The sequence below is a fragment of the Bartonella sp. B10 genome (assembly GCF_053794435.1).
This window is the reverse complement of record NZ_CP200030.1, coordinates 1,247,635-1,273,140: the sequence shown is the minus strand read 5'-3', so window position 1 is coordinate 1,273,140 and position 25,506 is coordinate 1,247,635. Positions and strand designations below refer to the sequence as shown.

Annotated in this window: 20 protein-coding genes; 13 read left to right on the top strand and 7 right to left on the bottom strand. The window is 35.9% G+C overall.

From position 1 onward, the window contains the following. The first annotated feature begins 180 nt into the window (after positions 1-180). Both V3565_RS05365 and carA read left to right on the top strand, forming a co-directional pair. Positions 181-387 carry a hypothetical protein gene (locus V3565_RS05365; RefSeq protein WP_455478157.1) on the top strand — a complete coding sequence of 69 codons (207 nt, stop codon included), beginning with the start codon at positions 181-183 and terminating at the stop codon, positions 385-387. 339 nt (positions 388-726) lie between these two features. After that, positions 727-1,923 (top strand): glutamine-hydrolyzing carbamoyl-phosphate synthase small subunit, encoded by a 1,197-nt coding sequence (gene carA / locus V3565_RS05360; RefSeq protein ID WP_455478156.1) that lies wholly within the window; start codon positions 727-729, stop codon positions 1,921-1,923. A 93-nt stretch (positions 1,924-2,016) separates the two neighbouring features. Here the strand turns inward: carA and V3565_RS05355 are convergent, their stop codons facing one another. Continuing rightward, the gene (locus V3565_RS05355; protein WP_455478155.1) at positions 2,017-3,237 is read right to left on the bottom strand and encodes an MFS transporter; all 1,221 of its coding nucleotides are present in this window, start codon (positions 3,235-3,237) and stop codon (positions 2,017-2,019) included. Between the two features lie 723 nt (positions 3,238-3,960). On the opposite strand from V3565_RS05355, the gene V3565_RS05350 reads away from it, so the two are divergent. From V3565_RS05350 to V3565_RS05335, 4 genes are all read left to right on the top strand, one after another. Continuing rightward, positions 3,961-4,800, top strand: a complete 840-nt coding sequence (locus V3565_RS05350; RefSeq protein ID WP_455478154.1) for a DUF1460 domain-containing protein — start codon at positions 3,961-3,963, stop codon at positions 4,798-4,800. A gap of 554 nt (positions 4,801-5,354) precedes the next feature. Then, complete coding sequence (gene carB, locus V3565_RS05345) at positions 5,355-8,840, top strand: carbamoyl-phosphate synthase large subunit (protein ID WP_455478153.1); 3,486 nt, start codon at positions 5,355-5,357, stop codon at positions 8,838-8,840. A gap of 257 nt (positions 8,841-9,097) precedes the next feature. Further along, on the top strand, positions 9,098-9,307 hold the full coding sequence (locus V3565_RS05340; RefSeq protein ID WP_455478152.1) for a cold-shock protein: 210 nt from the start codon (positions 9,098-9,100) through the stop codon (positions 9,305-9,307). A gap of 307 nt (positions 9,308-9,614) precedes the next feature. Continuing rightward, positions 9,615-10,817 (top strand): pyridoxal phosphate-dependent aminotransferase, encoded by a 1,203-nt coding sequence (locus V3565_RS05335; RefSeq protein ID WP_455478151.1) that lies wholly within the window; start codon positions 9,615-9,617, stop codon positions 10,815-10,817. Positions 10,818-11,457: 640 nt separating this feature from the next. Here V3565_RS05335 and V3565_RS05330 read toward each other — a convergent pair. Together V3565_RS05330 and trxB are read right to left on the bottom strand one after the other, a co-directional pair. Continuing rightward, positions 11,458-12,363, bottom strand: a complete 906-nt coding sequence (locus V3565_RS05330) for a LysR family transcriptional regulator (protein WP_455478875.1) — start codon at positions 12,361-12,363, stop codon at positions 11,458-11,460. 53 nt (positions 12,364-12,416) lie between these two features. After that, on the bottom strand, positions 12,417-13,370 hold the full coding sequence (gene trxB / locus V3565_RS05325; RefSeq protein ID WP_455478150.1) for a thioredoxin-disulfide reductase: 954 nt from the start codon (positions 13,368-13,370) through the stop codon (positions 12,417-12,419). Between the two features lie 298 nt (positions 13,371-13,668). Here trxB and V3565_RS05320 point away from each other — a divergent pair, with 298 nt between their 5' ends. Beyond that, a complete protein-coding gene (locus V3565_RS05320; protein WP_455478874.1) occupies positions 13,669-15,057 on the top strand; it encodes a TrkH family potassium uptake protein in 1,389 nt (462 codons plus the stop codon). A gap of 254 nt (positions 15,058-15,311) precedes the next feature. On the opposite strand, the gene greA is transcribed toward V3565_RS05320, so the two are convergent. Next, complete coding sequence (gene greA / locus V3565_RS05315) at positions 15,312-15,785, bottom strand: transcription elongation factor GreA (protein WP_455478149.1); 474 nt, start codon at positions 15,783-15,785, stop codon at positions 15,312-15,314. 328 nt (positions 15,786-16,113) lie between these two features. Here greA and V3565_RS05310 point away from each other — a divergent pair, with 328 nt between their 5' ends. From V3565_RS05310 to V3565_RS05300, 3 genes are all read left to right on the top strand, one after another. Then, on the top strand, positions 16,114-16,434 hold the full coding sequence (locus V3565_RS05310) for an SH3 domain-containing protein (protein ID WP_455478148.1): 321 nt from the start codon (positions 16,114-16,116) through the stop codon (positions 16,432-16,434). A 239-nt stretch (positions 16,435-16,673) separates the two neighbouring features. After that, complete coding sequence (gene uvrB / locus V3565_RS05305) at positions 16,674-18,824, top strand: excinuclease ABC subunit UvrB (protein WP_455478147.1); 2,151 nt, start codon at positions 16,674-16,676, stop codon at positions 18,822-18,824. Between the two features lie 360 nt (positions 18,825-19,184). Beyond that, positions 19,185-19,865 carry a BA14K family protein gene (locus V3565_RS05300; protein WP_455478146.1) on the top strand — a complete coding sequence of 227 codons (681 nt, stop codon included), beginning with the start codon at positions 19,185-19,187 and terminating at the stop codon, positions 19,863-19,865. Positions 19,866-19,918: 53 nt separating this feature from the next. Here V3565_RS05300 and V3565_RS05295 read toward each other — a convergent pair whose 3' ends face one another. The 3 genes from V3565_RS05295 to V3565_RS05285 all read right to left on the bottom strand — a co-directional run bounded on the left by V3565_RS05295 (position 19,919) and on the right by V3565_RS05285 (position 22,206). Then, positions 19,919-20,563, bottom strand: coding sequence for an MBL fold metallo-hydrolase (locus V3565_RS05295; RefSeq protein WP_455478145.1), 645 nt, complete (start codon positions 20,561-20,563; stop codon positions 19,919-19,921). Positions 20,564-21,053: 490 nt separating this feature from the next. Further along, positions 21,054-21,554 (bottom strand): YbjN domain-containing protein, encoded by a 501-nt coding sequence (locus V3565_RS05290; RefSeq protein WP_455478873.1) that lies wholly within the window; start codon positions 21,552-21,554, stop codon positions 21,054-21,056. A 394-nt stretch (positions 21,555-21,948) separates the two neighbouring features. Beyond that, positions 21,949-22,206, bottom strand: a complete 258-nt coding sequence (locus tag V3565_RS05285) for an accessory factor UbiK family protein (protein WP_455478144.1) — start codon at positions 22,204-22,206, stop codon at positions 21,949-21,951. Positions 22,207-22,462: 256 nt separating this feature from the next. Here V3565_RS05285 and lgt point away from each other — a divergent pair, with 256 nt between their 5' ends. From lgt to pgeF, 3 genes are all read left to right on the top strand, one after another. Further along, positions 22,463-23,317 (top strand): prolipoprotein diacylglyceryl transferase, encoded by an 855-nt coding sequence (gene lgt, locus V3565_RS05280; protein ID WP_455478143.1) that lies wholly within the window; start codon positions 22,463-22,465, stop codon positions 23,315-23,317. Beyond that, positions 23,317-24,396, top strand: coding sequence for a class I SAM-dependent methyltransferase (locus V3565_RS05275; RefSeq protein WP_455478142.1), 1,080 nt, complete (start codon positions 23,317-23,319; stop codon positions 24,394-24,396). The genes lgt and V3565_RS05275 overlap by 1 nt, the downstream gene beginning before the upstream one ends. 80 nt (positions 24,397-24,476) lie before the next feature. Then, positions 24,477-25,259, top strand: a complete 783-nt coding sequence (gene pgeF / locus V3565_RS05270) for a peptidoglycan editing factor PgeF (RefSeq protein ID WP_455478141.1) — start codon at positions 24,477-24,479, stop codon at positions 25,257-25,259. Positions 25,260-25,506: the final 247 nt, after the last annotated feature.

The window sequence follows — 25,506 nt, the reverse complement described above, 5'->3', positions numbered from 1 at the left end:
ATGTCTGCACACCTGACCAATGCTGCTAATAACAAATACCTGCATATATCCATTGTGCTTGATAAGATCTGTTGCAATTCTCTACAAAAACAAACCTAAAATTAGAAAAATTCATTTACTTCATATAAAGTTATTTTAGCTATATTACGGTCTTACTCACACCATGTAATGTTTCAACCTTTGTTTGCGTCAGAACTTCATAAAAAGCTTTCTCAACATTCATCTCATAAATCTAATGAAAAAACTAGGCTCCACCATAAACACACGCCACCTCTTCATGCTATTCAATCATTTTGGATAAAACAAGCTGTATCTAATGATCACTCTCTGCGGACTTCCCTTCACCGCGATACAAAATATACAGTTTCTAACTATCGTGCCAACTAACGGAGCACAGAAAAACACAGATCCTATACTGCACCCCCCAAAGCAACTTTGAATGCTGTCTTACCATGCAAACTTATCATGCAAATATCATCTAATTTTGTTCAAAATTACAACAGACCCTGACTACCCCTTATACAGTTTACAATACATAACAAGAAATAATTAATATCCAAGTATCAAAAAATCTAAAAACAGGACTTTACCTCTACGTGGAATATACTATACTCCCACTTTTGATAAGAACATTGCAATACAATATACACAGCATCTGTTATGGCTGTGCCTTTTGTGTAACGTTGATCATTATACTTTTCAAATAACAAATTATAGGCGTACACTATGACTCAAACTATTCCATCTCTCCATCCTTGGAGTGTAAGCAGGCCTACAGCTCTCTTAATATTATCTGATGGGACTGTGATTGAAGGTAAAGGAGCTGGTGCTACGGGTATTGCTGAGGCAGAAGTATGTTTCAACACTGCTATGACAGGCTATGAAGAAATACTTACGGATCCATCATATAAAAAACAAATCATTAATTTTACTTTTCCTCATATTGGTAATGTAGGCGCAAATAATGAAGATATTGAAAACCTTGAGCCTCTGAATTATCATGGAGCAGTCGGTGCTATTTTCAAAGCAGACATTACACATCCATCCAATTACCGAGCAAATGAGAACTTTAATCAGTGGCTCAAAACACGCAAAATAATCGCACTTTGTGGCATCGATACACGGGCATTAACCGTTCTTATTCGCGAAAAAGGTGCACAAAATGCTATCATTGCCCATGATCCAAATGGAAATTTTGATATCCATGCTCTGAAAGAACGTGCGCAAAAATGGACTGGTCTCACCAATATTGATCTTGTAAAAGAAGTAACATCAAGACAATCAATGAAATGGAATGAGAAGCCATGGGTATGGAATGAAGGTTATGGTATAAACAGTGAGAGAAATTTTCATATTGTTGCCATTGATTATGGTATTAAGCGCAATATTTTACGCCTTATGGCTGCACATGGAGCGCACATAACCATAGTTTCAGCAAATACAACTGCAAAAGACATTTTAGCAATGAACCCTGATGGTGTTTTTCTTTCTAATGGACCAGGAGATCCAGAAGCCACAGTTGATTATACTGTTCCAACCATTCAAACTCTTATCGAATATAATATACCGATTTTCGGCATATGTTTCGGACACCAACTTCTAGCTCTTTCCGTTGGAGCAAAGACAATAAAAATGCATCAAGGACATCATGGTGCCAATCATCCTGTTAAAGATTTTACTACTGGAAAGGTAGAAATTGTATCCATGAATCATGGTTTTACTGTAGATACAGCATCCTTGCCAAAATATGTTGAAGAAACGCATATTTCTCTTTTTGATAACTCAAATTGTGGTATCAGGATCATTGGAAAGCCAGTTTTCTCCGTTCAATATCACCCTGAATCTTCTCCAGGACCACAAGATAGTCACTATTTATTTCAACGTTTTTTCAATCTCATTATGAATTATAAAAAAATATCTTAACCAAATAGCTCTCTGTATTTTGTCAAAGGATAAACTTTACCCGCTTTTGCATTACCTTGGCAAAATATTCTAATTACTGAGGATTTTAAGAGATTAGCGTACCCGTAAAGCAAAAATTATCATCGTAATTACAAGTATACAGAAACTTCCCAAAAAGGGAGCTCCAGGAAAATAAAACGCTGTACCTTCATGTGTAAATCGTTCAAAAAGAAGCATATAAAAAATTGGACCCAGTATTGAACTCAATGAGAGAATAGATGTCATCGCTCCTTGCAATTCTCCTTGTGCATTCTTTGGAACCTGTGCCGAAGCGATAGCGCGCATAGGCGCATGAATAAGATATTCAAACATTGTAAATGCAAAAACCGCATACACCATCCACCCTTGCGTGGCAAACGTATAACCCAGCATAGCAACCAACGCAAACATGAGGCCTACCATCGCGATATGCCAGTTACTCCACCTTTTGGAAAGATAAGGCAAAATGCAAATTACCACAATAATCTGCCCTATCCCGAAAACACTATAAGACAGCCCTATAGACAATGTATCCCAATCGTAGCGTTTTTTAGCAACGAATGCCCAAATACTTGGCCATACAGATTCTGAAAGCCAGTAAAGAAAAAAAGCCAACAACATCCATAAAACTTTTGGATATTGTCTAAGTTGCAAAATAGTGCCTATAGGATTTGCACGCTTAATATCAAAATATCGTCTGTTGTGCATAGGAAGAGTTTCTGGAAGCATAATCCATGCAAAAATAAAATTAATCAGTGAAAAAGCTGCCGCAAAATAAAATGGAACACGCGGACCAAATTGACCCAAAAATCCCCCAATGAACGAGCCAAAAATAAATCCCAATCCAAATGCAATTCCTAATAAACCAAAATTACGCGTGCGAGTTTTATCATCAGAAATATCAGCTAAACAAGCAGTACAGGTTGCAAAACTAGCACCACTTATCCCTGATAAAATACGCCCGATAAATAAAATAGAATAACTCCACGCTATAGCACATATGAAATTATCAATAGCAAAACTGATAATAGAGATAAGTAAAACAGGCCGGCGACCATAACGATCAGAAAGATTACCAATGATAGGCGCAAACAGAAATTGCATAACAGAATAAGCTACCAGTAATCTTCCTCCTTCTATAGAAGAATTACTAATATCTTTTCCTGTCAACTGAACTAAATACTCAGGCAAAACAGGACTGATGATTGCAATACCAATAACATCTAACAATAAAGTAACAAAAACCAAAACAAGCCCACGACGAATAAATTTTTGATCAAGCTTTTGGTCACTCATGGTGTGCACGCGGTATTCCCTATTACCATATCCTCTAAACTTACTTACTGTTAAGAACTGTTATATACCATAATTCATTTTCACTAAAACTATAGATTTAAAGTAAAAAATTTTAGAAAAAATCAAAAAAAACACGTAAACTTCTATCTTACAAAATGCATAGACTACAGATACTTGTGCGCAGAACTATAACCACTTTCAATAGATGCTTTTTGAGAAGTTAAAAAAACCAGATCCAGAATAAAACTCCCCCTCTTAGAATTTTACTTACACAAAAATGGTAGGCAAATCAGGCAGACGACTTATGGTTCTAACCACAAATCTAATACAGTGCTAAATTCTATACACAAAAACATGGATTTATGCAAACATGTAGATTTATTTTTTTAAAATGTTCATACGTCAAGAATCAATTTTTATAACCAATTGATAATGAATCAATATGGAATTACAAATCAAAGTTGCTATGATAACAAATTTCCTTATCTAATCTATATAAAATTAGGTGCATAACAGCAAAACTTTTTATAAACTAATGCATCAAGGAATATTTGTATTGCATACAATCTGGATAAGCCAAAACAACATTCTGATTATATCTATGGACGCTATGATTTGCTGTTGTGCCATCACCAGCCAAGCGATAATTTGATAAGCATAAATTAAAAACCACTTTCAGTAATTACAAGCCGATTCGTTATTAATGCAAAAATGGTGAATAAAATGCAAAAAATATTTTTATTAATTTTAATATCAGCTTTGATTACATGTTATGATTTTCAAAATTTTGCTGGTAATAAAAATATTCAAGAAAACAAAATGAAAACACAAGAACCCGTCAAAGCGGACTTAGATTCGTACACTGTAAATAAGCTCCATATTCTTCTTGAAAAACGTTCAAAGATTAATGACCATGAAATAGGACATATGATTGATATTTTATCTGAATCTTTTCTAGATACCCCCTACCGAGAAAATATGCTCCATGGCTCAAAAAATATACCAGAAAAACTGATAATTGATTTTAGAGGTTTAGACTGTTTCACTTATCTGGACTACGTTGAAGCATTACGGAAATCAAAATCGCAAACAGAATTCATAAATAATGTCATTCAAACTCGCTATGTTAATGGTTATATTAGCTTTTTGAATAGAAAGCATTTTTTTACTGACTGGGCTTATAGAAAATATAAACTCGCCAATGATATCACTGCCCAAATAAGCCCTAATGCAGTGAACATTGATAAATATCTCAATCAAAAAGCTAATGGTGAAAACTATCTCCCTGGACTCCCAGTTGTAAAACGCACAATAACTTACATTCCAAGTGAATTTATCAATGAAGAGGTTATAAGCCGTTTACAATCAGGTGATTTCATTGGTATTTATACCAAACTTGCAGGATTGGATGTAACCCACGTCGGTTTCTTTATCATGACAGATAATGGCCCGATGTTACGTAATGCTTCTTCACGAAAAGAAAATAAAAAAGTAGTAGATTCTCCTTTCATGGATTATGTGGAAAAAACACCAGGAATTATTGTTTTAAGAGCTATTAAATAACCCAATATTGAAACAAAAATATCTCCATGTATTTCTCCATGTATTATTGAATATATGTTTCCAATGAACAATTAAGTTAATAAAGATAAATATACGAATTCGTGTAATTACTATGGAGAAAATATTAAATTTAGTATTACAATTCATATTTTATTATTATTAATTTATGATAAAGAAAAATTATATATAAAACTTTCAGTATAAAAATATATTAATAGTGATAAATATTAATTTGTATAACCAGCTCTGTTTTATAATAAAATTTTATTTACTTATAAAGTACTTTATTATATTTAGCTATTTATAGTATTTTTTAATGACATAACCATTCTATTCGTTTTTATAATTTTATCAAAGAATTATTTTTCTCTTATTATTTATGTAAAATTGGTAAGAACAACAAAAATATTTATCAAAAAATTTATAAAAAAAGCATGGAAAAGAAATTTTATAGCTTACTTTCTTTGTATATTAACCTATAAAACGATTTTAGCCTTAAAATTTAAACGCTGCTTACCGCAATTATGCGCGGATGTTTGTCATAGGAAAAAAACATGCCAAAACGTACAGATATAAAATCTATTCTTATAATTGGAGCAGGACCCATTATTATTGGTCAGGCATGTGAATTTGACTATTCAGGCACACAAGCTTGTAAAGCTTTAAAAGAAGAAGGGTATCGAATTATTCTGGTTAATTCCAATCCTGCCACCATCATGACGGATCCAGATTTAGCTGATGCAACTTATATTGAACCTATCACCCCCGAAATAGTTGCCCAAATTATCGCTCGTGAACGTCCTGATGCCATTTTACCAACTATGGGAGGACAAACAGCACTCAATACCGCTTTATCACTAAAACGTATGGGAATTTTAGACAGATATAATGTTGAAATGATAGGCGCGAATGCCGATGCTATCGATAAAGCAGAAGACCGCGCCTTATTTCGCAAAGCTATGGCAAAGATCGGTTTGGAAACACCACGTTCTATATTAGCTAATGCAACTGAACTCAAAGAAAAAAATCGCCAATTATTTGCAAAAAAACGTGATGAACTTAAAAGTAGATTTTCCGGCGACGCACTTTACCAAGCTTTGGAAGAGCTTGAACATGATTGGCGTTGCGCAGAGGCTAACAGAAAACAACATTACATTGCACATGCTACCGCAAAAGCAGTTCAGGCTCTTGATATTGTTGGTCTCCCAGCCATTATCCGCCCTTCATTCACTCTTGGTGGCACAGGAGGTGGCATTGCTTACAACCGCTCTGAATTTTATGAAATTATTGAACGTGGTCTTGAAGCTTCACCCACAACAGAAGTTTTGATTGAAGAGAGTGTTCTGGGATGGAAAGAATATGAAATGGAGGTTATCCGCGATAAGAATGATAACTGCATCATCGTTTGCTCCATTGAAAATATTGATCCTATGGGCATCCATACCGGTGATTCCATGACTGTGGCTCCTGCCCTTACCTTAACCGATAAGGAATATCAACGGATGCGCAACGCATCGATTTCTGTCCTACGTGAAATTGGTGTAGAAACCGGTGGATCTAATGTACAATTTGCTGTTAATCCGGAAAATGGCCGCCTCATTGTTATTGAAATGAACCCACGTGTCTCTCGATCTTCAGCACTTGCTTCAAAAGCAACAGGATTTCCCATTGCCAAAGTAGCAGCTAAATTAGCAATTGGTTACACACTGGATGAGCTAAAAAATGATATTACGGGTGGAACAACACCAGCATCATTTGAACCCTCTATTGACTATGTTGTAACCAAGATTCCTCGTTTTGCTTTCGAAAAATTTCCTAATTCACCAGCTGTCTTAACAACTGCGATGAAATCTGTTGGAGAAGTAATGGCAATCGGTCGTACTTTTCAAGAATCTCTGCAAAAGGCGCTTCGTGGACTTGAAACTGGTCTTACCGGTTTTGATGAAATTGTTATTCCTGAACACGCTGAAGGCGATGAAAAAAATTCTATACGCTCTGCCATCGCAATACCAAGCCCTGATCGTCTACGCTACATAGCTCAAGCAATGCGGGCAGGATTACCCTTAAATGAAATTCATCAAATCAGTAAAATCGATCCATGGTTTTTAGAACAAATATCCTCAATTATTGAAGTGGAACAACGTATCCGCATTCATGGATTGCCTCAAGATGCAGAAAATTTTCGCATGTTAAAAGCAATGGGATTTTCGGATGCACGATTAGCCTCTCTTACTAAACAAAATCCAGATGATATTGCTGCTTTGCGAAAAGCGCTAAATGTCAAACACGTTTTCAAACGTATTGATACTTGTGCAGCTGAATTTTCTTCATCTACAGCATATATGTATTCAACGTATGAAGTACCGTTTACAAATATGAAATCCTCAGAAGCACAAATTTCTGAACGCAAAAAGATTGTCATTTTAGGTGGTGGACCAAATCGCATTGGACAAGGAATTGAATTTGACTATTGTTGCTGTCATGCTGCTTTTGCACTGCGCGACGCAGGATTTGAAGCCATAATGATTAATTGTAATCCTGAAACAGTTTCGACCGATTATGATACATCTGATCGTCTTTATTTTGAATCTTTAACAACTGAAGATGTTTTAGCTATTTTAGAAACAGAACAGAAAAAAGGTGAATTAGTTGGGGTTATTGTTCAGTTCGGCGGACAAACACCACTGAAACTAGCAAATGCACTAGAAAAAAATAAAATCCCCATCTTAGGTACTTCACCTGACGCGATCGATTTAGCAGAAGACAGGAATCGATTTCAAAAATTATTGTTTAAACTCAATTTAAATCAACCCAAAAATGGCATAGCCCATTCAATTGAGCAAGCACGCCTCGTCGCTCATGAACTTGGTTTCCCGTTGGTTGTGCGTCCTTCTTACGTTTTAGGAGGACGTGCTATGCAAATTATCCGTGATGAACGAAGCCTGCAAAATTATTTGCTTGAGATAGTGCCTGAATTGGTATCAGAAGAGATCAAAAATCGTTATCCTAACAATAAGACAGGTCAAGTTAATACATTACTTGGTAAAAATCCGCTTTTATTTGATACCTATCTAACAGAAGCGATTGAACTTGATGTTGACTGTCTGTGTGATGGAAAAGAAACATTGGTCGTTGGTATAATGGAACATATTGAAGAAGCAGGTATCCACTCAGGTGATTCAGCATGTTCTCTACCGGTACACACGCTTTCAAAAAAGTTGGTTATGGAATTAGAACGCCAGACCAAAATTTTAGCACAAGCACTGCATGTTCGTGGTCTTATGAATGTGCAATATGCAGTTAAAGATGATACGATTTATGTCCTTGAAGTTAATCCCCGTGCTTCACGTACCGTTCCATTCGTTGCAAAAACAATTGGTCTCCCTATTGCTAAAGTAGCTGCACGCATTATGGCAGGAGAAACTCTCCACAGCGCCCTTCAAGCTTATGGTGGAGTACCCTCGACAAAACAAAAAACGCATATCGCTGTCAAAGAAGCTGTCTTTCCTTTTGCTCGTTTTCCAGGTGTTGATACACTTCTTGGCCCAGAAATGCGTTCAACTGGTGAAGTAATGGGGCTTGATTATGAATTTGCACTTGCTTTTGCCAAAGCACAACTTGGAGCTGGTATTGAACTTCCACAAGAGGGAACTTTGTTTGTTTCTGTTAGAGATGAAGACAAAAAGCGCATTTTAGGCCCTGTCCAATGTTTAGCTGAGCTTGGCTTTTCTATTTTAGCAACAAATGGAACACAAAAATTTCTTTCTGAACATAAAATTAAGACAGAAAAAATCAATAAAGTGCTGGAAGGTCACCCTCATATTGAAGATGCTATTCATAACCGACAAATTCAATTAATTTTTAATACAACAAACACCGCCAGTGCTATCTCAGATTCTAAATCATTGCGCTATGCAGCGCTCATGCAAAAAGTTCCCTATTACACAACAATAGCCGGAGCCGAATCTGTCGTTAAAGCGATCAAAGCTCTGAAAAAAAATAACCTAGAAGTACGCCCGCTGCAAAGCTATTTTACCTAAGAGTTTTTTGATACTGTGAAGTATGCTGTTTTTGATATTTCCTATAAATATTTTGCTTTGTGTAAAAAATACCAATTAAGACTTGCTTTTTATCGCTAAAACCTTTATGTAGAGTATATCGGACTTTCGGTTAGTGACTTGCTTTCCTGTGCGTCTTGCACTTTTAATGAAACTTCTCCCACCTAATTTCGATCTAAATCCATATTGAATGCCTATGGCTTCAGTATACAATATTATATATTACTAAGGAGTTTCCTATGTCTACAGGAACAGTTAAGTGGTTTAATACAACAAAAGGTTTTGGCTTTATTCAACCTAGTGATGGAAGTGCGGATGTGTTTGTCCATATTTCTGCCGTTGAGCGTTCTGGCCTAAACAACCTTAATGAAGGTCAAAAGATTTCTTATGATGTTCTGCAAGATCGTCGCTCGGGGAAGTTTGCTGCTGGCAACCTCGCAACTCTTTAATTTTTAAGTTTGTCTATATTTCTCTAAAAATCCTTGCCTTTACGGGTGAGGGTTTTTTATTTCCTGTAAAGTATTCACTGCTTATTTTAAAGTACTTATTACAACAAATATTACTATTTTTTTTAATATTCTATAATCACTAAAAACTTAGTTTTTGTAAAAAATATTAAAAAATAGGGTATTGTCTATATTTGAAACAAATTTTCCTAAAAATTCTCTCACAATTTTTTATTGCGTAGAATATAATCTTTTATACAATATCTTTAAACTAACAGTTATTTGCTTATATGTATAAGGAATTGAAACTATGGCTTTTATCGCCGATAAACTTTCTCGTATCAAACCTTCTGCAACAATTACTGTTGCGCAAAAAGCGCGTAACTTGAAGGCATCAGGACATGATGTCATTTCTTTAAGCGCCGGAGAACCAGATTTTGATACACCAGATAATATAAAAAATGCTGCCATTGAAGCTATTCAACGCGGTGAAACAAAATACACTCCCGTATCTGGTATTCCTGAATTGCGCCAAGCAGTTGCTGCAAAATTTAAAAGAGAAAATAATCTGGTTTATAAGCCAGAGCAAATTATTGTTGGCACGGGAGGCAAACAGATTCTCTTTAATGCATTGATGGCAACTCTAAATAAAGGAGATGAGGTTATCATTCCATCCCCTTATTGGGTAAGTTATCCAGAAATTGTTACTCTCAATGATGGTATACCTATTTTTGTAGAAACTAAATCTGAATTTTCTTATAAACTTCAACCACAAGAGCTAGAATCATCGATAACTAACAAAACCAAATGGTTCATTTTTAACTCTCCTTCTAATCCATCGGGCGCTGCTTATACGCATGATGAATTAAAAAAGCTAACAGATGTTTTACTAAAATACCCTCATGTGTATATCCTTAGTGATGATATATATGAACACCTAACATACGAAGGTTTTACCTTTGTCACTCCAGCACAAATCGAACCAAAACTTTACAATCGTACACTTACAATGAATGGTGTTTCTAAAGCCTATGCTATGACTGGTTGGAGAATTGGTTATGCAGGAGGTCCACAAGATTTAATTCATGCCATGGATGTTATTCAAGGCCAACAAACATCTGGCACAAGTGCTATTTCACAATGGGCAGCCGTTGAAGCACTTAATGGCCCACAAGATTTTATCGTTAGAAATAGAAATATTTTTCAAGCACGACGAAATCTCGTTGTTTCCATGCTCAATCAAGCTCCTGGTATTAACTGTCCAACACCAGAAGGTGCCTTCTATGTTTACCCTTCTTGTGCGGAAATCATTGGAAAAAAGACCCCTGAAGGTAAAATTATTGCTAATGACGAGGATTTTGTAATATCGCTTTTGGAAGCAGAATCTGTTGCCGTAGTTCATGGATCTGCCTTTGGGCTTGGATCAACATTTCGTATTTCTTATGCAACCTCAGAAAAATTACTTGAAGAAGCTTGTTTACGTATCCAGCGCTTTTGTAATAATTTACTGTGAAATTCTAGGTATCCTCTACTTACGACAGTTTTATTGCCGAATGCCTATATTCTGATCATATTTTCAAAAAGTTAGCCATGATATAATTAACCAATTTTTATAAAAAATTGCATAATGCATAAGAAGAATAAAAGAAATCTTTCAGTATTTTCGTATGATAATGTAATACATTAGCAATTTCAAAAATCATACTAGTATAGAATTTTTGATTTGTGTTAATATCATGCAGGCTTTAACTAATCTTGGCTTTATAATTGAAATATAACTTTTATAAAATGTTAAATTTATCAATTAAATTAATAATACTAATGGAATCTGTACTGAGGGATATAAGCACCTCATTAAACGATTTCTAATATTCATCAAAACTGTATTTTTTTCTTATCATCTTCCAATATGTTTCTAGGAGAATATTTTTTAGAAGTAAAAAAAAGCCGGACAATAACGTCCGGCAAATTTGGAAAATCTGCAGAGATGAAATCAATCATACAGACCTCCACTAAGGGAACACTCAAGAAAATGCAATGGGAGGCAACATAATCAAGAGATGATATCTTATCTCATTTTGTCGAGATAGGTGCAATAAAAACTTATGCGAACCTGCTATGCAATAAAAGCATATCTTTAAAATAATACATCATTAAAAAGACCATGTACGAGCTTTTAGAAAAATATAATCTCGAAAAACATTCAGCTTTGCTAAATTTTTCAAAGAATCAGGATAGCAAAAAAAAGTATCAAATGAGGGAATATCAATCATATCAGGGAAAATACGTACAAGCTTCTCATCATTATCCACTATATAATCAGGAAGTACAGCAATACCAAGATCACGCATAATCGCATGCTTAATTGAAATGATATTATTGATTTGTAGTATCGAAGTACGCAAAGATCCATCACTTCTTCCAGCTTTTTCTAACCAATTTAATCCAGATAAATAAGGTGGAACAGGTTCGCCAAATGAAATAATGCGGTGTGTATCTAACTCGGATAATTTTTCTGGTCTACCATAATTTTCAATATAATTCTTTGAAGCATAAACATGCATATGAATTGTAAATAATTTTCTTTGTATTAGACCAGGCTGTTGGGGCTGACGTAAACGAACAGCACAATCTGCATGACGCATTGTTAGATCTAGTTCTTTATCATCAAGTAAAATCTGGACTCGCATATCAGGATAAAGGTTAAGGAATTCAGGCATACGCTCCACAAGCCATCCTGCTCCCACTCCAAAAGTCGATGTAACCCGCAAAAGCCCTGTCGGTTTTTCACAGCTTTCACTTAACTGCGAACGCGCATTTTCAAGGCTCATAAAAATACCGTTAGTTGTCCGATAAAGAATTTCACCTTGTTCTGTAAGAATCAAACCACGTGCATGTCGCTGAAACAAAGATACACCAACGTCCTGCTCTAAAGCTGAAACTTGTCGTGAAATTGCTGATTGGGATAAATGAAGCTTCTGAGCTGCATGCGTAAAAGAACCCGCCTCTGCTGCAGCATGAAAAACTCTTAACTTATCCCAATCCAGCGGTGACATCACAATTTTACCTATAACTTCTTTTACTTGCCCAGTCGGCATGTGATTTTAAGCATTTATATCTGTGTACTTAAAAACCGTTCTGCCTCCAGCGCCGCCATGCATCCTCTTCCAGCAGCTGTTATAGCTTGACGAAACGTATCATCCGAGACATCTCCTGCAGCAAAAACACCAGAAATGCTTGTTGCTGTTGAATCTGGCGCTGTCCATAAGTAACCACCTAATTTTTGCTTTAATTGACCCTCAAACAGAGAAACAGCAGGATCATGCCCGATAGCAATAAATACTCCATCTGCATCTAGCTTAACCTCTTGTCCGGTTTTAACATGTTTAAGCCGTACACCTGTTACAACAGCTCCCACTGCTCCCTGAGCTGGCAAACCAGTGATTTCCTCTACTGTGTGATCCCAAATAATACGTACATTACTGCAAGCAAGCAACCTATTTTGCAAAATTTTCTCTGCTCGCAAATAGTTTCGGCGATGAACCACACTTACACTTTTAGCCAAATGTGATAAATAAAGTGCTTCTTCAACAGCTGTATTCCCCCCTCCTACAACAATAACATCTTTATCACGATAAAAAAAACCATCACACGTAGCGCAAGCAGAAACACCACCACCCATAAACGTCTGCTCACTTTCTAAGCCAAGCCAGCGAGCTTGCGCTCCTGTTGCAATAATCAATGAATCACAACAATACTGTGTTCCTGAATCTCCATATAAGGTAAAAGGTCGCTTTGATAAATCAGCTCTTGTAATAAGATCATAGACAATTTTCACTCCCATATTCTCGGCTTGTTTTGCCATTTGCTCCATCAACCATGGGCCTTGAATTGGATCCGAAAAACCTGGATAATTTTCAACATCAGTTGTAATCATCAATTGCCCACCGTGCTGCAACCCAGTAACTAGAACAGGTTTTAGCATAGCTCTCGCCGCATAGATCGCCGCTGTGTAGCCAGCTGGCCCAGAACCGATAATAAGAGAGCGAATATGCGATTCTATCATATAATCCCTTTCATTTTGTGTTTTTTAACATTAATTATAATAGCGTGTCGCCTAAAAAAAATATTTTTCAATATCTCAGATTTATGGTGTATACGTACCTTTTTAAAATTTTGCTAGAATATTGATTACTGATTTATCGGATATATTTAGTATGAAAGTTAATCTTTATCCTATAAGCCGTAAAACATAGATTATAATGAAAAAAACCGTAACAAAAATAAATAAAGCATAGGGGATAGCCATTTTTCAATTTATTACCAATGTCTGTGCACGTTTTGCATTCATCATGGGAGCGGCAATGCTTTTGCCTGCTTTTGTAGATTTGTATGATGAAAGCCGTCATTGGGTAACTTTTATTTACTCTTCCATTGTAACTGTTATGTTGGCAACGCTAATTTTTTTAGCAACGAGGGGTGCTATTTGCCGTTTTTCTGCACGACTTGGCTTCATGCTTACAGTTTGCCTTTGGTTAACAGGAAGCGTAGTGGGTGCTTTACCTCTTTATCTTTCTCCTCTCCCTATTTCTTTAGCAGAAGCAATTTTTGAATCCGTTTCTGGGATTACCACTACAGGCTCCACAGTAATCACAAATCTTGATAATTTATCACAAAGTATTTTGTTATGGCGCTCTATCATATGCTGGATTGGAGGCATTGGCTTTATTGGTCTAGCCTTATTGCTTTTGCCTTCACTCCGTGTCGGAGGAGTACAGCTTTTTCATATGGAATCATCGGACAAATCTGAAAAAATATTGCCCCGCATCAACCAAATCGCTAATGGAATTATCATAGCTTACATTGGACTAACACTTGCCTGCATGCTTTCATATTTTGCTTCCGGCATGACTTTATTTGATGCTATAAACCACGCAATGAGCACTGTAGCAACAGCTGGATTCTCAACTCATGATTCCTCCTTTGAATACTTTTCTGATAAACCCGCCATCTTAATTGTTGCAACAATCTTCATGTTGCTCTCCGCTTTACCCTTTGTACTTTACGTTAAATTGGTGATTCCTGGTCATTCTAAGCGCTTCATTGATCCACAAGTAATTGTTTTTTTAAATATTGTTTTACTCTTAAGCTTTGCTTTAGCAGCATGGCTAAGATTTCATGATAATCGTGCCTTCCATTGGGTTTTTTTTGACGTAGTTTTTCACCTGACATCCATCATCAGCACCACCGGATATAGTGCTAAAGATTATCAGCTTTGGGGACCTTTTGCGCTTGGTATTTTTTTTATTATTTCTTTTGCAGGCGGATGTGCTGGTTCTACCTCTGGCGGCATAAAAATTAATCGCTTGATTATCCTTTGGCGTATTGCTCAAATTAATATGGCAAAGCTTCTTTCTCCTAACGTCATTGTAAAGGCTCGCTATGATCATTCACATATATCCAGCGATGTTGCTCAAGCAGTTTTGTTTTTTATATGCCTTTACATGTTCTGTCTTATTGTCGGTACCGCACTTTTACTCACAACTGGTCTTGATTTTACTTCTTCTTTTACAGGCGTCTTAACAGCTCTTTCAAACATTGGCCCAGGTTTTGGAGATATCATTGGTCCTGCTGGTAATTTCTCTACGATTAATGACAATGCTTTATGGATTTTGAGTTTTCTGATGCTAGCTGGTCGTCTTGAAATTATAACCATATTCGTACTTTTTATTCCTGCCTTCTGGTCCGAATAATTTCAATATAATATCGTGATTCCAAATACAAAACGAGTCACCTATAAAGCTTCTCCAAAAGCCTAAAAGATAATCAAATATAAGAGCTTATAAATTTTGTGGCAACCAAACTCAGAAAGTAAACACACAAACACTAGATGCCTGCTTTATTAGGATTAGCTGAATAAGTGTAACTATAAATATTGCTCCTGATATATATTTTTTAATGAGGAGCAATAACCTCGGTCTCTATTTAAAGATACACGCATAAAAACCTAGATGTATTGAACTTTAATAATCTCATAATTATGCGCACCGCCTGGAGCATTTACTTCAATCACATCCCCCTCTTCCTTACCAATAAGTGCTCGCGCAATAGGTGAAGAAATAGAAATTTTACCAGTCTTCACGTCAGCTTCTTGATCACCAACAATCTGATAAACCTTTTTTTCTTCAGTGTCTTCATCTAAAAGCTTTATAGTCGCTCCAAATTTAATTTTTGAACCTGAAAGACGTGAAACATTAATAACTTCTGCACGCGCAATATAATCTTCAAGCTCATTGATACGTCCCTCATTATGGCTTTGCGCCTCTTTAGCAGCGTGATATTCAGCATTTTCTGATAAATCACCATGAGCACGCGCCTCAGAAATTGCTTCAATAATTCTTGGACGCTCCTGCTGCTGACGCCAACGTAACTCTTCTTTAAGACTTTCAAAACCAGCTGTAGTCATCGGAACTTTTTCCATAATCCGTCCCTTTCTGTTACATGGAAGGTTTAATAAAAAACAAAAAAAGGCTTCCAAAATTACTTTTGGAATCCGAAAATCACAATGTCATCTGATTATATAGTACAGTATCCTTGTTTTCCATATAAAAATAAATAAAGGATACAAAAACATTTAAACAAGCATGCTTAGGCCACCATCTATATTAATGTTTTAAAATCTTACTTCCATTCTTATAATCAGCAACATATGAAAGAAACAATTGCGTTTTTTTCTGCTTTATCATAGCCTATAAGAGGGAATTTTTTATAGGCTATGATAAAAGGATAAAAAACTCTTTGGAGAAAAAATGAAGAGATTGATGATTTTTTTTATGTTTAGTTTTCTCTTTCTAACAAAAACAATAGCTGGGGGAGCAAGCGCCTTTGTCACAAAAAATCTTAATTTTAGGACAGGACCAAGCACTCAGTACATGCTTCGCGGTTTAATCCCTGCAGGTCAACCAGTATTTGTTCAAACCTGTAGAGGCAATTGGTGTCAAATCGTATACAATGACCAAATAGGCTGGGTATCATCCCGTTATCTATCATTTAAAAATGGAAATGATCTTTATCGTACATACATTATGTTTTCCACCACGGATTATAGCAATTACTATTTTTATCCGTAAAAGCTACAGCAAACATTATGATAACATGCTTTATTAGAAATCATAATCACACAAGCGAAGTGATAACCAAAGATGTCATCACTCCCAGAAAAATCTTCGAAAAGCTCATATCCTATAATAATATAAAAAATAGACTGATGCAGAACTACTAAAAAACGCTTTTCTATTGTCTTCCTCAAATCTTCAAACTTGATGTTTCCTACGAAACCGTGAATACTTTCATAGAAAAGGGCGCAATAATGGAAAACAATATCACAGCAACAGTTAAAACTCTTTCTGCACTCATTGATTCAGGTAATCCCCTATTTAAAAATGGAGAATTATGGACACCTCATCGTCCTTCTTATCCTAAAAAATCTGAAGGTGGTATTCCATTTCAACTAAAAACACCCTTTGAGCCTGCGGGAGACCAACCTAAAGCAATACAAATTCTAGTTGATGGAATTGCAAAAAATGAACCTACACAAGTGCTTTTAGGTGTTACTGGCTCAGGAAAAACTTATACAATGGCCAAAGTTATTGAGAAAACGCAGCGCCCAGCCCTCATTTTAGCACCCAATAAAACTCTAGCTGCACAACTTTATGGAGAATTTAAAAAATTTTTCCCCTATAATGCTGTTGAATATTTTGTTTCTTATTATGACTATTATCAACCAGAAGCCTACGTTGCACGCTCTGACACTTATATTGAAAAAGAATCCTCGATCAATGAACAAATCGACCGTATGCGCCATGCTGCAACAAGAGCTGTCCTTGAGCGTGACGATGTTATTATTGTTGCATCTGTGTCCTGTATTTATGGAATTGGTTCCGTAGAATCTTATACTGCTATGACATTCCAAATACGAAAAGGTGATAATCTCAATCAACAACAATTGCTGTATGATTTAGTTGCTCAACACTATCGTCGACAGGACGTGAACTTCATTCGTGGTTCTTTTCGTGTACGAGGTGATACAATAGAAATTTTTCCTTCCCATCTTTCAGATCGCGCTTGGCGCATTTCGTTATTTGGTGATGAAGTAGAAGCGATTACCGAATTTGATCCTCTAACAGGACAAAAAACAGATGACCTTCAATCTATAAAAATTTATGCTAATTCACATTATGTGACACCACGACCAACATTAAATCAAGCAATAAAATCCATCAAAATGGAATTAGCTCAACGCCTTAATGAATTAAACACATCTGGACGTCTTTTAGAAGCACAACGCTTAGAACAGCGCACAACTTTTGATTTAGAAATGTTGGAAACTACTGGCACTTGCTCTGGAATTGAAAACTATTCACGCTATCTCACAGGGCGAAAACCAGGTGAACCACCACCAACCTTATTTGAATATATTCCGAATAATGCTATTGTTTTTATTGATGAAAGTCACGTAACCATTCCCCAAATTCATGGCATGTACCGAGGTGACTTTCGGCGAAAAGCTACTTTAGCGGAATATGGATTTCGTTTACCTTCCTGTATGGATAACCGTCCTTTACGCTTTGAAGAATGGGATGCCATGCGTCCACAGACTATCGCTGTCTCTGCAACTCCAGGACGCTGGGAAATAGAACAATCACAAGGCATTTTTGCTGAACAAATTATCCGCCCAACAGGACTGATTGATCCACCAACAGAAATTCGTCCTGCGAATACTCAAGTCGATGATGTTGTAAATGAAATTCATAAAATAATTAAAAAAGGCTATCGCACATTGGTCACTGTCCTAACTAAGCGTATGGCTGAGGATTTAACTGAATATATACATGAACAAGGTATTCGCGTACGCTATATGCATTCTGACATTGATACTTTAGAACGTATTGAAATTCTTCGTGATCTGCGGCTTGGAACCTTTGATGTTTTGGTTGGCATTAATCTGCTTAGAGAAGGACTAGATATCCCAGAATGCGGTTTTGTCGCTATTTTAGATGCTGACAAAGAAGGTTTTTTGCGCGCAGAAACATCCCTTATACAAACGATCGGACGAGCTGCACGCAATGCAGATAGCCAAGTTATTCTTTACGCAGATAAGATAACTGGTTCTATAGAACGAGCTTTACAAGAAACACAAAGGCGTCGACACAAACAAATAGCATACAATAAAAAACATAATATCACACCCACCAGTATCAAAAAAAATGTCAGCGACATTCTTCATTCAGAAAACAAAAATGATCATGCTCATCTGAATATTCCTGATTTTATCAGGAAAAATGACATGGTTGGTAGCAATTTAGCGATCCATATTCAACATCTTACAAAGTTAATGCACGAGGCAGCAACTGATCTAAATTTTGAAGAAGCAGCACGACTTCGTGATGAAATTAAGCAGCTGCAAAAAATAGAATTGACAATTTCTGATGATCTTTTAACGCACAATAACGAACCATGAATATATAATGGCATACAATAATAATATCTTTATTCGCATCTCTGTTATTCAAATCATAGATTTTATCAAATTAGATTACGCCAAAATTATTGTTTGCAAAAGTCGCTGTTTAATGTAGAATTCACTATTGCTGTTAAAAAGTAGAAACCATAGACTTGGTGTTATTAATCGGTTTAGGATCATAGTCTGTTGTTGGAGATGTTTTTTGAATCATTTTTCTTTAACTTATTCGCATTTTGTCCTCAACCAAATAGCTTCTTTATTTGTTGTATTAGAATAAACTTGAAAATCGTTCAGGCTGTGTTCAGCTTGACGTGTTTATAATGCGAATAATGAAAACATTGTATAAGGAGTATTGCTATGATGAAATTAACGAAATTAGCAGTATTATCAGCAGTATCAACTGCAATAATCTCGGTACCATTAACCGAAGTTTTGGCAAATTCAACAGTAATTTATAATGAATATACTAAAGAAACTGTTAGAACCATCCCTTCTGTTCGTCATCCTAGCCATTCTTCTGGCCCCTATAATGTCGAATCTATTCTTCGCCAACATCATCCTTTTGGTGGATATGATGTTAAATCTATTCTTAGTCAGCATCACCCTTTTCACTCAAATAATCAACCTTCCCACCAGCATGTCGATCATACAAGGCGAGTACAAAATAATCAGCGCGTTGAATATGAAAAATATCGTCGTGTAGAACGTACAACACGCAACCATGCTTATCAATCTCAAACACCTAATAATGCAGGTGATGCTGTAGCTGCAGGTGTCCTTGGACTAGCTGCAGGTGCAATTCTTGGTCATATCCTCAAACAACCTGCACAACCTCAAGTTATCTACCAAAATTCACCAAAAAGTCAGGTAGTTTACCAAACACAGCAGGTGGCAGAGCACCATCAGATTCAACAGCCATGGACAGCTGGTTGGTTTGAATATTGTAAAAAAAGATACCGTTCATTTAATTATAAAACAGGTACTTTTCGTGGTTATGATGGCTTAGATCACTTCTGCTATGCCCCACTAAAACAATAATTTGAATACACTCAAAAGATCCGCTTTAAAGCGGATTTTTTTATATCAATTCCTCAAATTTCTTGAAGAAAAGGATTCCTTTGACGTTCATAGCCTATTCGGCTTCCTAAACCATGACCACAAATAAAATTGACGTCATCACCTAAAGGCAAAACTTTCTCCTTAATGGATTTCATCAATTCTTCATGAGAACAGAATGGAAAGTCTGTACGTCCGATGGAACCACGAAACAACACATCACCCAATAAAGCAAAACGTTCTCTTATATTGAAATAAATGACGTGGCCAGGAGAATGTCCCGGTGTATGAAAAACATTAAAAACATGTCCTGCGAAATGAACGACACTGCCATCTTCCAACCATTGGTCAGGAATACAAATGCGCGCATCCATCATACCATAATTTTTTGCACTTTCACCCATAGCATCCATTACAGGCTTATCATCACGATGCGAACCTATAATTTTTACGTTAAGCGCTTCCTTAGCTTGCATCGCTGCTCCTACATGATCAATATGACCGTGCGTTATCCAAATAGCCTCAACAATAACGCCTATCTTTTTAATCACTTCTTGGATTTTATGCCAATCGCCACCGGGATCAACTAAAACACCTATTTTACACTCATCATCAAAAAGCAGAGTACAGTTTTGTCGAAAAGGCGTAACTTGAATAATATGCGTGCTGAGATTACCCATGATATTCCTTTAAAATCTAAATATTTTCATCATCTCATTCAGTGATCACTTCCGATTGTAGAGTAAAACACCCCCTGTCATCAGCTTTATATAAGCTATACAAACTTGATTTTTTGAAACTAAATTTTGTTAAAGTACCGAAAAATTACTCATAACATTCAAGTTTTGTATAAATAATATGACTTACTTTATTGTTATTTATAACAATATTCATTGTATTAGTTTTTTATTCCAATCTTTTACTAAAAATGAATCTTGCATCCAAATTTCTACAAACTTTAATAAAGAAATACAATACTTGTGAAATAAAAGTACTAAAGAACAGTTTTTTAGAATTTTATTTCCCCAAACGATAATGCGTAACATGGAGATAATATAGTTATATAATACCCCATTAAGGGGATTACGTACTATTATTGATATCCTCTTATAAAAATATTTCATCCATTGATTAAGAAACAAGATTGTAAAGCAGGTTTACCAAATAATTTTAAGCGTTTCCTACAGTTTCAAACAAAGCGTACTGCAGTGCTTTGCAAGCACTTTCACCAGACCATGCAACCATCTGAAACGCGGTATAATGACTTTCACAGATTTTTAGCGCATGTATCAACAATGTTTCAACCTGTAAATGAGACGGATGAACCCCGCCAACCAAAAGAAGCCCTTGCCGATAAATTACTGAACTGTCTCCGTGCCAATAATCAAAATGCCCCAGTAATAATTTTTCATTAATTGCTAGCAATAAGCGATGCATTTCCGCTGTGCGAGTATTTTCAATAAAAAGATCAAATGCACAAGATAAATGAAGAGCTTCCTGCTCTTCCATCCATGAAAAAGCGAGCCGATAATTTGCTTGTTTCCCCTCCACACAAACATTAATCTCATCTTCCACATTCCGCTCAAAAGACCAATCGTATTTGCAGGCAATCTGCTCGATAAAATCAACAGGATGCTCTTCTCTTTCTGTGGCGCAAAATGCAAGCCTCATCATTAACCCTCAATCATATGAAAAACATTATCAACAGAATGGGAAATGCCCAAACCACAACAATATTTTGCTGAAATAAAAACCTTTACATGAAACAAACACATACTAAAAATACCGACAACACACGACAAAGTATCTGGAAACAAATAAAGCTCCCTACGATAATAAGTCCGATAATCATAAAACGAATCACTAAGACTTTTCAGTGTATTGATACAATTTCATAGCGCCAGCCCCCTGATTCAAAAAAAGTAGTTTTTTATAAAAAAAAAACAAAAACGACACAGACGATTCACTCTAACAGACTCATGATTAAGCATTTTTTAAGTTCACTCATCGTATTTGAAAAATTGGGGATATTTTTTTAAAATTATAATTTTTTATAGAAAGCATTCTATTTTTTTCGTGTTGACGCTTTTTCCAAATCATCAAGACGTTTTTTCAAATCAGCATTGTCAGCATGTAATTTTAGCACCATCTCTTTAAATGCTTCAAATTCTTCGCGTGAAACGAGATCAAGTTTATTTGCCATTTTTTCAGCCTGCAAACGAAATGCCGTTCCAGCTTCCCGTCGTATACCCTGTGCGACATCAGCTGCATCTGTTGCTAATTTTGCTAATTCATCAAGAATACGGTTTGATCCATTACGCATATTATTTTTCCTTAATTTTAATTATTTACGCACATACTATAGCGTGTTTTTATAACATTTAGATACTGTAGTTGTTCCCTTTACTGTATAAACTTTATGTTATTATACAAAATTCACCAAGCCTTCTTGTATTCCTTTTTCACTATAAATTTTAACAATTATAAATAAAAAACCTACCATTCTACTGACTTGACCGTTATGTATTCATCTGGCATTTCTAACCATCATGTAACTTATAAATGTAAAGCGCTTATTCATGAATGATCTTTTTTGTCCAACGATTGCTTTTCCTACTTTTCTTGATCCCGTAATTATACGTTTAGGCTCCATAGCTCTACATTGGTATGGACTTGGTTATGTTGTGGGCATTCTTTTTGCGTGGTGGTATGCAAGAAAATTATTAAAAAAACAATCACTATGGTACGCAAATCATCCCCCTATGGATGAGCAAAAAATAGGAGATTTTGTTGTCTTAGCCACTATAAGCATCGTTGTTGGTGGTCGCTTAGGACAAGTTCTTGTGTGGGATCCTAATTATTACTTTCACCATCCAAGTGCTATCATCGCAGTATGGGATGGAGGTATGTCTTTTCATGGCGGACTCATTGGTATAATTACCGCAATGGTCTGGTTTGCTCGTACCAACAATATAAACATACGCGCAATGTTTGATATAATTGCTGCAGGTGCTCCTATTGGCATCGGTATTGTACGAGTATGCAACTTTATTAACCAAGAATTATGGGGAAAGATTACTACTGTACCTTGGTCTGTTTGCTTTCCTAAAGATCCCCAATATCTACCGCGCCATCCAAGCCAACTTTATGAAGCACTCATGGAAGGGTTTGTGCTCTTTATCATCTTATGCATTATTATTTTTGCTTTCAAAGCACTAAAACGTCCTGGCACTGTAGCAGGAACGTTTGTTATAAGCTACGCAATAGCAAGGAGCATTTTAGAAATTTATCGTGCTCCCCAAGAAGACCCAGAATGGTTTTCTACCCTTTTCCATTCCATTGGATTTACCTATGGTATGGCCTTATGTCTTCCTATGTTTCTTTTGGGTATTTATCTACTTCTCCAAGCTTTTAGATACAAATCTATAAAATAATGGCCACTCTAAAAGAAAAAATTAAAGGAATTATTTCCCTCAAGGGGTCAATTACTGTCAGTGAATATATGACATTAGCGCTCACAGATCCCCAATTTGGCTATTATCAAACACGTATCCCATTTGGGCGCACTGGCGATTTTATAACTGCACCCGAAATAAGCCAATTATTTGGCGAAATGATTGGCATCTGGATCCTTGCCAGCTGGAAAGCTCAGAATTGTCCTTGCCCTTTCATTTTAGCTGAAATAGGTCCAGGATGTGGAACACTTATGGATGATGTTTTGCGTACTATGCAAAAGTTATGTACCACAGCATTTAATGCTGCTGAGATTTTTCTAATTGAGATAAGCAAATGCCTTGCAAAAGAACAACAAAATCGTCTCTCACCTTATCAAAAAAAAATCCATAACATTGAAAATCTTAATCAAATTCCCTCAGGACCTCTTTTCCTGATTGCTAACGAGCTCTTCGATGCACTCCCCATAAACCAGTATATAAAAATCAATGGAGAATGGAGAGAACGCCGTATTACAGTTAATAAAGATGGAAATTTCACGTTTATTACTGGCTCTCGTAAACTTCCTTCTTCTTGCTTACAATTTTCCCATTCTGAAATACCTGATGGAACAATTTTTGAACATGCACCCTCACGGTACTGCTTGATGCAACAAATTATCAATCGTTTAATACAAATGAAAGGTTCTGCTTTGCTCATTGATTATGGCGCCTCCGATCTTGCATTTGGCGATACACTACAGGCAGTCTCAAAACATAAATTTCGTGATATCTTTGACGCTCCAGGTGAACATGATTTAACATCACATGTCGATTTTTCTTTTTTAAAAACGATAGCTTTAAAACAAGGTTGTTTTGCTGAAATTATGGAACAAGGAGAGTTTCTTTTAAAAATGGGTCTTTTAGAACGTGCAAGAAAGCTTGGAGCAGACAAAACCACCGAACTGCAAAACAAAATCTGCAAAGATGTTCAACGATTGGTTAATCCAGATCAAATGGGAAAATTGTTTAAAGTTTTGCATGTAAGCGATAAAAATATACAAATTCCTCCTAGATGTTAGTTGTAGGCACTAATGCGTATTGAAAAATTTTAATATCTTACACACCATTTTTATTTTGAATAATCATATAAGGAGGTTTTATGCAACATGTCCTTGATCCCATTCTTGCAAAAGAACTTTCTTCATTACATACGCATGGAATAAAACATGGATTTTTTACACGCCAAGGTGGCATTTCAAAAAATCTTTATCATAGCCTTAATCTAGGCTATAATTCTAAAGATTTCCCTGAAAATATTGCAAAAAATCACACTTTGGTTGCTGATTATTTTGGAGTTAAACCACAAAATTTGGTTGTTGTTAATCAGATTCACTCCTGTGAAGTAGTAACTGTTGATCAAGCTTTTGTTGGTGAATGTCCTAAAGCTGATTCTCTTGTTACAACCACAAAAAATCTGGCAATTGGTATTCTTACGGCAGACTGCGGACCAGTACTATTGTCTGATCCAAAAGCAGGCGTCATCGCTGCGGCACATGCAGGATGGAGAGGAAGTTTAAATGGAATTTTAGAAAAAACAATTTCTGTTATGGAAAAAAAAGGTGCTAAACGAAAATCAATAACAGCAGTCCTTGGACCTTGCATTGGTCCTTGCCACTACGAAGTAACAGACGAGTTTTATAGCCGGTTTATCGATTGTAACAGCAAATTCAAAAAATATTTTTTAAAAACAAATCAAATAAATATCTTTAATTTTGATCTATGGTCATTTATTATGAACCAACTAAAAGAAGCAGGGGTTAATGCTTCCTGTCTGAGAGTTTGTACTTACCAAGACGGACAGCGCTTTTTTTCCTACCGCCGTGCGATACATTGCAATGAGCCTGATTGCGGACGACAAATTTCTGTTATTATGATAAAATAGCAAAATATTAGCCAGTTCTCTGCCTTATTAGAAAGAAAAAATTCCAGAATAAAATTCTTTCGCCTAGTTTACAAATTTGTATCAAATCTGCCATTCATACACCCTACAGCAATAGAATATCATTATTTGTTGTAAACACCTGAAAAACACCAAAACAGATGAAGAATATAACGCTCATCAAAATATTCAAAAACACACCCAACGCTTGCTGAACTAAAAAACATCGAGAAATTACTAAAATATAATT